At 57.5% G+C, this 12518-nt stretch carries 14 protein-coding genes; 2 read left to right on the forward strand and 12 right to left on the reverse strand.

Annotated elements, in window-relative coordinates; translation table 11 throughout:
* Positions 1-400 precede the first annotated feature (400 nt).
* Entirely contained in the window at positions 401-1735 is a 1335-nt protein-coding gene (locus AADW22_RS10200; protein WP_407473642.1) for a DUF4041 domain-containing protein, read from the forward strand.
* A gap of 73 nt (positions 1736-1808) precedes the next feature.
* On the opposite strand, the gene AADW22_RS10205 is transcribed toward AADW22_RS10200, so the two are convergent.
* From AADW22_RS10205 to AADW22_RS10235, 7 genes are read right to left on the reverse strand one after another with little or no spacing between them, the layout of a single operon-like run.
* Positions 1809-4190, reverse strand: coding sequence for a hypothetical protein (locus AADW22_RS10205; protein WP_407473643.1), 2382 nt, complete (start codon positions 4188-4190; stop codon positions 1809-1811).
* Between the two features lie 12 nt (positions 4191-4202).
* The gene (locus tag AADW22_RS10210; RefSeq protein WP_407473644.1) at positions 4203-5819 is read right to left on the reverse strand and encodes a terminase large subunit; all 1617 of its coding nucleotides are present in this window, start codon (positions 5817-5819) and stop codon (positions 4203-4205) included.
* A gap of 3 nt (positions 5820-5822) precedes the next feature.
* Positions 5823-6218: a P27 family phage terminase small subunit gene (locus AADW22_RS10215; RefSeq protein ID WP_407473645.1), complete on the reverse strand. Its 396-nt coding sequence runs from the start codon at positions 6216-6218 to the stop codon at positions 5823-5825.
* The gene (locus tag AADW22_RS10220; protein WP_407473646.1) at positions 6215-6517 is read right to left on the reverse strand and encodes a phage head closure protein; all 303 of its coding nucleotides are present in this window, start codon (positions 6515-6517) and stop codon (positions 6215-6217) included. The genes AADW22_RS10215 and AADW22_RS10220 overlap by 4 nt, the downstream gene beginning before the upstream one ends.
* A gap of 14 nt (positions 6518-6531) precedes the next feature.
* Positions 6532-6954, reverse strand: a complete 423-nt coding sequence (locus AADW22_RS10225) for a DUF3168 domain-containing protein (protein WP_407473647.1) — start codon at positions 6952-6954, stop codon at positions 6532-6534.
* Complete coding sequence (locus AADW22_RS10230) at positions 6951-7370, reverse strand: HK97-gp10 family putative phage morphogenesis protein (RefSeq protein ID WP_407473648.1); 420 nt, start codon at positions 7368-7370, stop codon at positions 6951-6953. The genes AADW22_RS10225 and AADW22_RS10230 overlap by 4 nt, the downstream gene beginning before the upstream one ends.
* Positions 7357-7653, reverse strand: coding sequence for a head-tail connector protein (locus AADW22_RS10235; RefSeq protein ID WP_407473649.1), 297 nt, complete (start codon positions 7651-7653; stop codon positions 7357-7359). Before AADW22_RS10235 ends, AADW22_RS10230 begins: the two co-directional genes overlap by 14 nt.
* Before the next feature lie 134 nt (positions 7654-7787).
* Between AADW22_RS10235 and AADW22_RS10240 the strand changes: the two genes are divergently transcribed.
* The gene (locus AADW22_RS10240; RefSeq protein ID WP_407473650.1) at positions 7788-8291 is read left to right on the forward strand and encodes a hypothetical protein; all 504 of its coding nucleotides are present in this window, start codon (positions 7788-7790) and stop codon (positions 8289-8291) included.
* A 41-nt stretch (positions 8292-8332) separates the two neighbouring features.
* On the opposite strand, the gene AADW22_RS10245 is transcribed toward AADW22_RS10240, so the two are convergent.
* Genes AADW22_RS10245 through AADW22_RS10265 form a run of 5 tightly spaced genes read right to left on the reverse strand, consistent with a single transcriptional unit; the run spans position 8333 to position 12371 of the window.
* Positions 8333-8677 carry an HNH endonuclease signature motif containing protein gene (locus AADW22_RS10245; protein ID WP_407473651.1) on the reverse strand — a complete coding sequence of 115 codons (345 nt, stop codon included), beginning with the start codon at positions 8675-8677 and terminating at the stop codon, positions 8333-8335.
* A complete protein-coding gene (locus AADW22_RS10250) occupies positions 8674-9297 on the reverse strand; it encodes a hypothetical protein (RefSeq protein WP_407473652.1) in 624 nt (207 codons plus the stop codon). Before AADW22_RS10250 ends, AADW22_RS10245 begins: the two co-directional genes overlap by 4 nt.
* Before the next feature lies 1 nt (position 9298).
* Entirely contained in the window at positions 9299-10861 is a 1563-nt protein-coding gene (locus tag AADW22_RS10255) for a phage major capsid protein (RefSeq protein WP_407473653.1), read from the reverse strand.
* Positions 10858-11187 carry a gene transfer agent family protein gene (locus AADW22_RS10260; RefSeq protein ID WP_407473654.1) on the reverse strand — a complete coding sequence of 110 codons (330 nt, stop codon included), beginning with the start codon at positions 11185-11187 and terminating at the stop codon, positions 10858-10860. The genes AADW22_RS10255 and AADW22_RS10260 overlap by 4 nt, the downstream gene beginning before the upstream one ends.
* Positions 11184-12371 carry a phage portal protein gene (locus tag AADW22_RS10265; RefSeq protein ID WP_407473655.1) on the reverse strand — a complete coding sequence of 396 codons (1188 nt, stop codon included), beginning with the start codon at positions 12369-12371 and terminating at the stop codon, positions 11184-11186. The genes AADW22_RS10260 and AADW22_RS10265 overlap by 4 nt, the downstream gene beginning before the upstream one ends.
* Between the last annotated feature and the right edge of the window lie 147 nt (positions 12372-12518).

Raw genomic sequence — 12518 nt, forward strand, 5'->3', positions numbered from 1 at the left:
TGAGCACACCATACTTCTCGATAGATCGGATACCCGCGGATGATAGAACGTGCACTCATTCTGTTGCTGCTACCACTGTCAGCTGCGCCACCTGCTTGGTCACAAGAGTGCGATCCAAACTATGATCCCTGCGTTCCCGTGGCCTCTGACGTCGATTGCGCAGGTGGCAGCGGCAATGGTCCCGCTTATGTGCAGGGACCGGTCACAGTTATTGGCACTGACATCTATGGTCTAGATCGCGATGGCGACGGTATCGGCTGTGAGTAATTGTATCTCAATAAGGGGCGATTATTAAACTAACTGGCTATTTCATTAGCGCAGCTTGATCTGGGAACCTGCTCTAGCACCCTCCACTTTCGCGCTCCCGAAATCGCTAACATTCACTGGAAGGCGATATAAATTGGACCCGATACTATTTTTTATAATCACATGGATGTTTTCACCCCTTGTTCTCTTCGTCCTTTGGCTACGATCTCGGAGCGCAACAAAGAGGGCTAATAAACGTATTGAAGAGGCAGAAGCGCTTGTAGAGAAATATGCGCCAATCACGTCGATTGAGAACGAGATATCATCACTCAACGAGACGGTATCGGACCTGCAGCAAAAAATCGAAGCTACACGTTCATCCTATTCGGATAAGCGGAACACGCTTAACAAACTAGAACAACAAATGGCAATTTATGACGAAAGGCTCTCTTTTGCTGAGCTTGGCGTCTACGAACCGCACTTCGAGTTCAACGACGCAGAAGAATTCAAAGAAGAAATTAAGCGTATTCGCGACCGCCAAAAAGCGATGATTACCGCCAAGACCTCCACCCACTGTCCGACTGATTGGCAGGTCGACGGAAGTCGTGCCAAGGGCCAGACTATGATCAACCGTCAGATCCGCTTAACGATGCGAGCCTTTAACAACGAATGCGAAGCCGCAACTGCCAACACGCGCTGGAACAACGTCAACGCGATGGAGAAGCGCATCATCAACGCGGTCACGCAAATTGACAAAGCCAACGAGTCGATGAAGCTGCGTATAAGTGAGAAGTATGTCAGCCTTAAGTTGGACGAGTTGCACGCTACCCATGAATATCGTGAGCGACTCAAAATGGAGAAAGAAGAACGTGCAGAACTGGCGCGGGCGGAACGCGAGGAGAAAAAACTACTAGCAGAGGCCGAAGCAGCCGAACGTGAAGAGGAACGATATCAGAAGCTCTTGGACAAGGCGCGCACAGAGGCGGGTGTCGATGAAGGCCGAATTGTTGAGCTGGAAGCCGCTTTAGCCGAAGCGCACGCGAGAAGCGAACGTGCTCGAGCAATGGCTGAAATGACTAGATCTGGCTACGTTTATATTATCTCCAATATCGGTTCTTTTGGTGAGGATGTAGTCAAGATTGGCCTGACGCGGCGGCTCGAACCAGACGATCGGGTTAAAGAACTTGGTGACGCAAGTGTCCCGTTTGGCTTCGACACTCATGCGATGATCTATTCGGATGAAGCCCCAGCCCTCGAAAATGCCCTTCACAAAGAGTTCTCTGACCGCCGGATAAACGCTTCCAACATGCGCAAGGAGTTCTTCCGGGTCAGCTTGGAAGAAGTTGAGGAAGCTGTAAAACGCCTTGCCCCGTCCGCCAGCTTTTTCTCAGACCGTGAGGCGCAGGAATGGCATGAAACAATCTCTCGCCGCAAAGAGGCTCTAAAGAACATGGCACGAGGGTCGGAAGAATTACCGGAATATTTATAGCTCATCAAGCGGCAATTGGCGCAACATCCACGAACGCATTGTTGACGCGCAACGGTCGTTGAAAATACGAAACCTATCCCCGCCCATTCAACAGATTGCCCGGCCTCATCTGGCGCTGTATCTCCCTCACGACTGCGCCGCGCATCGTGCTTTCCAGCTCACGCGCCATTTTGCTCGCCAGATCGCTATTCTGCTCCAGTGTGCCCGCTGACCCATTTACCGTAACCGGGGCACTGATAGAAATTGTGGGCGCAGAGGCGCTGGCATGGCCCTTAGGACTCAATGACGGCGTGCGGGCAGCACCTACAAGGCCACCGACAGCATAGCCCCTCTGGGCGCTCTGGTGCAGCGCTTCAAGTGTGGGCACCCCGATAGCCTTGGTGGCTTCTGCGCTCAGGACATACTCCCCTTTGTGGACGATACCCGCCGGTTCAAATTTACCACCCGCGCCCGTGTATCCACCCGCAGCAAACCCGCCGCCGATCACCTGCACGACTTTGCCGAACAGTGATCCACCTGCCCCGCTGGCAGCTTCAAGCAGCCGCTTCTTGAGCGCCAGCTTAATCAACTCTAGGATCAGCTGACCCACGGCCTGTTTCGCCGTCATCGCACCTGACGCCATACCCTCAAATAGGCTGGCGATCCGGTCTGCACCAGCGCGGCTGGCGTTCTGAACCTCTTCGATCTTGTCCGCCGCCAATTCAGCTGCACTGCCCGCGTCGGTGTATTCCTTGGCTAGTGTGTCGATCTGGTCGGCAAGCTGTGGCGTCACTTCCACGCCAGCACGTTGCGCCGCCGCCAGCAGCTCAGCTTTAGTGCGGGCAAACTCCACAGCGTCACCATAACGAAGCTGCGCACCGGATACTTCGGCCAAGGCTTGAGCCTCGATACGTAGGGCATTTGTCTCGAGCACGATATTCTCGATCTCGCGTTCAAGATCGTTCTGCCGCGGCGCACCAGCGCCACCCTTGCCACCACCACTGCCTGAAACCGGCTCTGGTGCGCCAAAGCTGGCATCGACGCTCGGCAGTGCTGGGCGCAGCGATGTGCCAACCGCCAAGCCGGGTGTCGCGGCGCGGTAGCCATTGCGCGACTTCGGGCCGGGGTCCATGTATGACGGCGCAACTGTCTCACCACCCGACAATGCACCGGGCAGGCTCGCGCGCAGGGCACGAGCGTTCGCCGCCGCTGTGGCAAGTGCCTTCACCAAGCGGCTAAGGCCCCCGATGACATAACCAAAATCAACACCGTCGATGGCGTTCACCTCGACAAGTGTCGCCTGCGCTGCTGCGGTTGTCTCCGCCAGCCGCTGTTCAAACTCATCCGCGCCGATGGCACCGCTTGCTAGATCGTTGACCAACTTGCGCATCTCGGTCGCCACCCGGTCTAGTGCGCTTGCAGCTTCAGTCTGCCCCAAAGCGCGCAGCTCTGTCGCGACCTTAGCAAGACGGGTCGCATTGCGTTCAGCGATATAGCCGGTTTCATCATAGGCACTTGCCAGCGCCTCGATCTCTGTGCGGTGCGTCTCCACCGCACGGGCATCACGGTTTAGCTCATCATAGATGCCCGCGCCTAAAAGCGCGTTGCCCTGCCGTGGGTTGTCAAAGAGGTTGTCGATGTGACTGCGCACTTCCCCAAGTTTAGGCACCGCCTCTGCAATGCCGATTACAAGCGACTTCATGAACACATCGGCGCGCGTCTTGAGTGCCGCGAACCGCCGGTCAAGTTCAGCCGCCTTTTCGATCAGTTCGCTGTCCAGCACTGCGCCGGTATCATTGGCCGCGCGAATGGTGTCGCGCAGTTTACCTTCGCCACGACTGACTAGCTCAGCAAAACGCTCACCGGCTGAACCCCCAAACAACTCATCACTGATCCTGATCCGCGCGGCTTCATCCATGCTTTCCATGCGACCGATGATCTCAAGCAACAGTTTGGAAGGGTCTGCCAGTTTGGCCTTAAGTTCAGTAGCCCCATACCCCAAGCGGGCAAACGCTTCGGCTCCCGCGCCCTGCCCGGTCACGACAAATTCGTCAGCCCGCAAGTTCAGCTCTTTCAAACCGTCAACGATCTGATCAATGCCGATGCGGTTCTGCGCTCCTACAAACTTCCATTCCTGCAAGGCCTGAACGCTAACCCCTGCCCGTTTGGCCTCATCCCCGATCTGCGCTGTCTCGCTTACGATCCGGCCAAGGTTCTGTGACAAACCAGACAAAGCACCGACGGTCAGGCCACCCACCAGACCACCGGCCAAGCCGGGGCCAAGGCGCTTGAACGTGGCAAGGATGCTGTCACCGGCCTTGCCGTAGGTGTCGCGCAGCTTGTCAGCACTCTGGCGGGCACGGCGCTCCATTTGGTCGCTGGCGCGGTTCTGCGCAGCGTTTGCGCGCTTTAATCCTTTTTCGAGTTTGTCGATGCGGGCTTCTATATCGACGACAAGGCCGGGAAGGTCAGACATGGGGTAGTATCCTTAGAATATGAAAAGCCCTTCGGCTTCGGGTGCGTTGTATTTGCTCAGGTTCGTTTCAGCGGCGCAGGCTCGGGACACAGCCATCGCGGCGGCGATAGCCCCGTCGATCCGGTCAGTCTTCTTGCCTTTGTGCATGCGGATCAGGCCGGATGTCGGATTGCGTGATGCGACCACGCTGTCGAAGTGCTGGCGCAGCGCTGCATGATCATCGTGCCGGATCAGATCACCGTTCACCGTGCGTTCGAGGTCACCGGCGGCCACGCCCATGTTCAGCGGGGTCTGGCGGTATTCGATCACGGGCAGACCGTCATCATGCAGGCTTTGCATCAAGCGGCGGGCAAGGTGCGGGTCTACGGCGATCTCTTGCACGTCATTGGTCGCGCATATCTCCCTGATCTGGTCTTCGATCAGCCCAGCGTCGATGATTGGGCCGGGTGTCACAAAGATCAGGCCAGCGTCGCGCCATTCCTCATAGGGCAGCCCGTCGCGATCAGCGCGGCCCTTGAGATCATCGCCGGGCACAAACAGCCAAGGGTGAACCGTGATCTGGTCATCATCATGACGCCAAGCGGCGACCACCGCGGTCAAGTCACCAGAGAGAGACATATCAACGCCAAGATAACAGGGAAGCTCTGCCAGCGCGTCGAATTCCGGTTCGAACACACGGGCGTCATACGTCGCCATGTCAAACAGCGGGTCGCGGCTATTGGCCTGCCAAACGTTCAAATTGAACTGCAGGAACGCTGCCCGGTCTGCCGGCTTGTTCTCGGCCTCTTTAGCCAAGCCGCGCATGCCATCGATGGACGGGAAGCCATGTGCAAGACCGGGGTTGGCACGGTGCCATACCGTTTCATCCTGCCAGTCATCGTCAGGTTCAGCTTGGAACAGGATAGGCAGATAGGCAGGGTTGTCGATTTCGCCCAGCGCGACGCGGCGGGCATAAGTATACTGTTCCGATGCCAAAGTCTCGGCACCGCGTCCGGCAGTCGTGGCGATCACGGTCAGGCTGTCACGCACCTTGGCTGCACCACTGCGCAAGGCTTCCCAAAGGTCGCGGCCTTTCCAGATGTGGATTTCGTCGATCAGCGTGAATGTGGGTGTTAGGCCATGCGCAGCACCGCCATCACTAGAAAGGGTGCGCAGGGTCACGTCCTGAGCGGTGTATTTGATAAGCTTGGGCGCATTGTAGGCGTCATAGATGCGCGTGGCCGCGATCAAACGACTGTCCATGCGCACGATATTCGCAGCCTCACGAAACCCGATGCCCGCCTGATCACGATCTGCAGCGGCGAACAGCACCTGACCGGCTGGCACCCGCTCTGGGCCGATGGTGTGCAGCAACGCCAACGCAGCCGCTAAGCTGGTCTTGCGGTTGCCGCGTGGCACCAGAAAGAACACGTTCTGCACGATCCTGCGCCCGTCCGGGTGCCTGGGGCCATAAATCCGCCGCACGATCCGCTCTTGCCAAGGCGCAAGCTGGAAAGCACCGCCCGGTGCGTCGCTGTTGGGGTGACGCAATCGGCGCAGAAACTGCACGGCCCTTTCGCCATACCCTAACGGATCGGCTATCGGGCTGGCGTCGTATATCCACGCGGGGAACGCGCTTGCGCTGGTCATACGTCACCGGACGTTCAAAGGGTTGTCATCGTCCGCGCCGTCATCAGCGTTAGTGCCGATACGCGCACGGCTCACCGGTGACAGCCCATACTCCGCGGCGAGCTGGCGCGCTGTTTGGGCGGCACGGTTCTGAACGCCGAACATCTTTGGGTCGATCTCACCAGCGTTCAGGCTACGGTTGGTCTCGATCTCGCGCACTACACCGATCATCATGCAGTAATGCTCGACACCTGCCAGATCAGCCTTAGTCAAAACCCGGTCTTTGATCAGCCGCGGCATGATGCGCTTCCACTCCGCCGCGGCATAAGCGCTGAAATACTCAGGCACCGGGGGCGCTTTGGTCAGCGCGTCTTTGGTGACTTTGGCTTGCGGTTTCACCCCGCGTAGGTGCGCGCTCATGTTTCATCCACCGCGTTCACGCAGTGCAGCTCCAGCGCCAGCCGATCCAATGGCACGATCCGGGCAATCCGGTAGGTGTAGCCTGCGTGTGTCACGCGCATTTCTGTGCTGATCCAGTTCGTCGCCCAAAGCTTGAACACCTTACGGTCCTCGGTGCGCTCTAAGTTGCTCAGGAAGGCGTCAGCACTCTCCTGCACCAGCTCTGCGCGTAGGGTTTGCTCAGGCACCCACTGCACCAGCACCGCACCGGACGGCTGCACCCTCTCCAGCTTGCGCTCAAAGGTGATCTGCTCACGCATTGCGCCGGCCCGGATCATGCCCGCCACCTAATCACCGCTTCGACTTCGATCACGCCATGGGTATAAGCCAGCTCGGGCTGCGGGTCGCGCATCCAAATTACCCGCGGTAGGTCGAGTTGGTCGATGTCAAAGCCGTCCTGATGATCAGCCATACCGATCAGCGTCTTTGCCACCGCAAAGCCGATGGCTTTGGCGGTATCCGCACCATCTTCAATTGCCCAGATATGCACGTCGAGATTTACCCGAGCCAAGTGCTGCTCCCCGGAGGCGCGGCCTAGGTAGTGCGTTTGAGCGTGACCCATTATCACGCAGGGTAAGCGATCAGGGCGCGTGGAACCGGCCCGAATACGGTCGGGCTGCACTAGAGCGCTCACAGTCAGGTCAGCGATAAGGGTGCCACGCAACGCGGTCTGCAATGCAACAGATGGTTCAATCATTTACTGTCACCTGCGTTCTTTACCGCCTTTGCTACAGCGCGGCTGATCCGAGCCATTACCTTGGCTTTCTTCAAGCGGAATGCAGGGCGCATGAACGGCCTCGCCTCATGGCTTACCGTGCCAAACTCTTGCAGGTGACCATGGCGCATATCTGGGCTGCCCACTGTTACGGCGGCTTGGTTGTCGGCGAGGGTCACGCTGCCACCGCCGGTCGCGTAAGCGGGCGTTGTGCCGCCGGGGCCGGTGACCGTGATGGTATTCACAAGGTCGCCTGTGTCTTCAGGTGCAAGCAGCTCCATGGCATCTGCTATGTCCTGCGCACCTTTAACCAGCGCTGGGCGCAGCTCTGCCAACACCTCACGCGGGATGGCTAAAAGGCGCTGTTCCAGCTCCACTGATCCTTTAAGCCGCGACATGGCCGGTCACACTCTCGCGGTAAGGGGCAATCAGTTCGAGCACACCAAAGGGCACGGCGGTTAGGCGCACATCTGTCGCGGCTTCCCTGCTGACATACCAATAGGCGGCAAGCTGCAATGTGGCTTCGGTCAGGGACGCAGGCACCGGCTCGGCAAAGGGCTTGCCGGTGTGGTTCACTACCCATTCTTCCGCTACAGCCAGCTTATGCGTCAGCAGCGCGTCGTCCAGATCGTGTTCGAGGTTCAGTTGCGCTTTAAGCAATGCCAGTGGTGTGGTCGTCATACCGTTCTATCCTGAAAAGTTATATTCGGGGTCTCTTGTGCGGCTCTCCCCCCGCCGGTCCCCTGAACTAATGCAAAGATCGGGGCTACCCGCCCCGTTTTGAGGCACTTACAGGAAAACTCTGAGCAGAGGACTTGTCTGTTCAGGATTGGGTCACTATCGCCGTTAAAGGTTACAATCATGAAGGAAACAAATTGTCTGATTGGGTTGGAAGTTTGACTGCAAGCGACTGGATCGCTGGCTATGCGGCTTTGGTAGCCACTTTCTTGGCCGGACTTGAGGGATGGAAATGGTTTTGGAGTGGGCCAAAAGTAAAGCTTCGGATATCTTTGCTCGACACCGAGAAATCTATACAAAGGCAAGGTATCCAAGTGCACATCGTGAATGCAGGACAATTTGATGTCACGATTGTTCAAGCTGAACTTGTGCGCCGCAGCCAAGGTAAACGTTACCCAGTAACGGGATACCTTTTTCCGGAAGAATGGCTGCCATATAGACTGCTGCAGAATGACGAGTTGAGCTTCCCTATCAGCCAAGCTGACTATTCCGGAGGAGATATCTTTTTGGAAGTGAAAGCCGCTCACCGAGTGACGCCTTACACCTTGCGGCTTCCTGATATTGGAGGCCGTAAGTTCTAAAGCAAAAAGCTTTGCCGGGTTATTCAAAAGTCCCTGGCAATTCATAATTGTCGCTCCAAACGTTGTTTGTGACGATTGTGGCAGGCGGCGCAAAGGCTCTGCCAATTGGTCTTGTCCCAAAACAGTTTCATATCGCCTTTGTGCGGGGTGACATGATCCACCACAGTTGCAGTGTTGGCGCAGCCGGGGTGTGTGCAGATCGGGTTGAAGTGTAGCCATTCCTTGCGTGCGGTTTCCCACTGGCGCGTATAGCCACGCTCACGAGCGCTGAGCCGGTTTGCGTCATGTCGCTTGTTACGAGCACGGGTTGACGCGATCTGGCACACGCAGCGTGCGCCATGCGCCACGACGGCACCACAGATGCAAAGATGCGGCGGGCGGCTCATGTCATCTTGGCCTTCAACGCATGCAGTCCGGCCCTGTCAAAGTTAGGATCAAGGCCAGCGTCGATGTTCGCCTGTCGCTGATCATTGCTCATGGTCGGCGCGCTTGTAGTCTGATCTTCTGAGCTGCCATGCACCGCCTTCAGCTGGTCGATATGCCCGTCAAAGGCGTTCAGGATTTCTGGCAAGGTCGCGTTCCAAGCGGTGTCCGGCGTCCAGCCAAGCCATCCGGTCGCGATCTTGTAGAGGTCAGCATAAAGGTCAGACCATGCAACGGCTTTGCCAGTGGATGCCCTCGCGGCCTCGCCTGTGATCTTTTCAGATACCGGGGTCATCAGCGCTGTGAGAAGTGCGAAGGCTGGTGCAAGCGTCACTTGCTGGACCGTGCGTAATGATGCGCCTGACAGTGCGTTCAGCAAGGTCTGAGCCGCTGCACGGTCAGGTGCTGCATACCGGATGATCTCGCGGATCGTCGCGGTGTCAAAGTCATGCAGCTTTGAAAGCAAGGCGGGAAACCCGCCGTGCAATGCTTCAAGGTTGGTCGCGGCACGTAGCGACGGCTTAAGCCAAATGGTATTGCCACCGTAGGCCAGAGCAATATCAGAGGCGTGCCGCTGCATCATTTTATGCCGCGCACTTCAGCTTGATGAAACGGTCGGGATGCGTCACGTCAGCACCCACACGCTTGCGGGCGTGGAACCGCACCTGACCATTCACAGCAAGGCTGTAGGGGTCGCGCAACGTTGTCAGGCCCACGCGGTCAATGATCCGGTAGCCCTGCATGTCACCAAACAGGATCGGGAAAGTGCCTGCGCCAATATCGTCCATGTCTGGCATTTCGACCACAGGACGGCCAAGCAACGTCGAAGGTGCGCCAGCGGTGATAGGATCAAGCACCAGATAGCGACCGTTGCCATCTTTCCACTGCCGGACGATGGCCAGCGTGTTGCGGTTCATCATCCAGACGCCAGACTGTGCATAGGTCGTGGCAATCTTGTGATACATCGCGATCAGCACATCAGCGGGGTTGGACGCAGGAAAGTTTGCCGCAAGGCCCGTTTTCAGCTCAGCGATGCCAGCCGCAGCCATGATGCCGAACGGCTGGCCTGCGCCGGTGCCTTTGACGAAAGCCAGCCCTTCGGTTCTCGCAAAGGACTCTGCGAAGTCGGAAAGCAGTTCGCCTTCCAGATTGTAGGCGTTGTCTTCAAGCAGAGCGTTCGACACGTCCGTGAACGTCGCCAGCTCGTGCGGTGTCATCGTCACCTGTTCAAAGGTCATGCCGGATGCCGTGCGGCCTGCGATCTCAGTGACCCAAGTTGCAGAGGTGCCAGTGACGCGGCGCGGATAAACGATTGACGGTGCGCTGATCGAAATGACTTTCGCATACGACCGGATCGGGCTGAACTCTGTCAGCAGTTTGATCAGCTCACTGCCAAATTCTTGCGGTGCCAGATAGCCCGCGCTGGCGTCATTGGCGACGGTCAGGGCTTTGACTTCTTCTGGCGCGATCCGTTCGACGCCACGGCGCAAAAAGTTACCAAATGCCTTGGTTTCGGGGGCTGTGGCCGGGCCGGTGATGTGGACGCCTTGCGGACGGTTTGCTTTCGCTTCAATCTTGTCCAGCCGGGATTTGATCTCGTCAAAAGCTTTGGTGTCCATCAGGGGCGCGTTGGCCGGTGCAGATGGATTGATCGGATCTTCGATAGTCTCGGGATTCATGATTTGTTCCGTAACAGGGTTTGCGGTGCCGTCCGATTTCATGGAAGTGATCTGTGCGCCCGGATGGCACGGCACAGCGACAACAGAGATTTCATGCAGGGACAGCGCGGTAATAGTGCGGCCCTTGGCGCGGGGTGTTGACTTGGTGGTGACAAAACCGATGGACAGGCCCGACACGGCTTTCGCGCTGATCATCGCCTGCACTTCGCGCGCCCGCGCTAAGTCGTCGATTAGTAGGCGGCCTTTGACGATCAGACCCGCCTCGGTTTCTTCGATCTGATCCCAAACTCCGATGACCTGCCCCTGATCGTGGGCGAACAGCATCGGCAATGTGACCGGCGCAGCAATCGCACCTTTTTCGATCACATCACCAACGCGGTCAGCGCTGCCAAAGGGCCACGCGATACCTTCGATGATGCCCTCAGGTGTGACGGTCAGGTCAGCCTTGAACTCTAAACGGGTGGTCATGCTGCTGTGTCTCCGATGGCCGGATCGGCTGTGCCGTTCCAGCGGGCGTCAAGGATGTCGAGTGCGAGCGGGAATGTCTCAGCCATTGGGCGATTGCGCGCATAGGTATCTACAAGCTGCATCGCCTTTAGCGGGTGCATGCCCGAACCGATCAGGCCAAGCCGGATGACTTGGGCCAGATCGTCAGATTTAAACAGCATCGACACCGCGCGCTGATAAAAAGCGCCGATGCCGGTTTCGGTCAGGCGCTCCAATTCGGTGATCATATCGTCGGTCAGTGTGAAGTCGTGTTCAGCGGTGCCAAAGAACGCGCGGTGCGTGATCATGCTGCGTCGGCCTCTGGTGCCGGGGCAGATGCGCCGGACGTGGTGTAGGGGTTGGCGAGGCTGTTGCCCTCGGCAAGCGGTGTAAGGTTCAAGCCACTGCGCACTTCATTTGCCGTCATCGCGCCCATGCTGCGATACTGACCATAAGCACCGGCCCGCGCCGTGGCATTGGTGGTCAGCAGATCGTCGGTGACAAATTCAATATAGAAGGCGGCCCGCTCTTCTGATGTGAACAAGACACGGGCATATGCCCATGCCCAGCTGACCAGCCACGGTTTGAGCGTGATCGCGTAGAACTGACGAGCCATCTCCTCAGTGTTGGACCATGTGCCGCGGGTCAGCTCGAAAAGCATCGTCGGCGGCACCCGAAAGACGCGGGCAATCTCGCGGATCTGTTCAAGCCGGTTCTCTGCAAACTGCGCGTCGGCAAGTGTCATGGCAAGCTGATCATAGCTCATGCCCTCATCGAGGATGGCAGTGCCACCAGCGTTGCGACCGCCGTGTGTATTGAACCAAGATGCCGCGATCTTCTTTTTGGCTTCCACATCCAGCACCTTATCGCTCTTAATAATGCCAGACGGGCGCGCTCCGTTAGCGAACAGGCTCGCGACGTGCTGCTCAAAGGCCAGTGCAAGTGCAATAGCCTCACGGCCAAGGGTGATCGGTGACACGCCGCCGAAAGGCTGGATATGCAGGATATCGCGGTAGCTGTAACGGCGCGGTCCCTGATCGGTCTGGACGATGTAGAAAGGTTCACCGTCCGGCTCGTGATCTGAGCGCACACTGGCGGGATCAATCCGATGCAGCTCAAAGGGTGCGCCATCTGTAAGCCTGACCACCTGGGCATAGCCGTTACCCGTCAGCAGCGCGTCGACGGTCAGGTATTCGCGCAGCTGACCTGAAGAAGTCCACTCGTTCGCCTCATCATGCACAAGACGGTAAGCGCCCTGCCCTTTTGCCGTTTCTTTCGTGTCGGTCAGATGGACCTTTGCAGGCATCGCTCCGATGGTCTCAGAGATGAGCGCCACGGCGCAAGCAACAGCTGGAACACGCAAGGCTGAGTTGCCGCTGACATGAATGCCGGTAGCGGTTGGCGTTGCACCAAAAAGGCCAATAGCCTCTGGATCAGTCAGGCTCAGGGCTTTGGATTCGTGCTTGCGAAAGAGGCGGTCGATAAAGAACATTCAGCATTCCATACAGAGTGGTATCTATATACCACACCGCTGAATCGCTGTGAATCCCAAAACCGCTATACATTTCGCTATACAAAACTGAATACAGGCGAAAATTTTATCGCCTGTTTCCAACAACTTATGGATTTCATATGAGAA

This window comes from Sulfitobacter sp. PM12, from assembly GCF_045586035.1.
GTDB classification, from domain to species: domain Bacteria; phylum Pseudomonadota; class Alphaproteobacteria; order Rhodobacterales; family Rhodobacteraceae; genus Sulfitobacter; species Sulfitobacter pontiacus.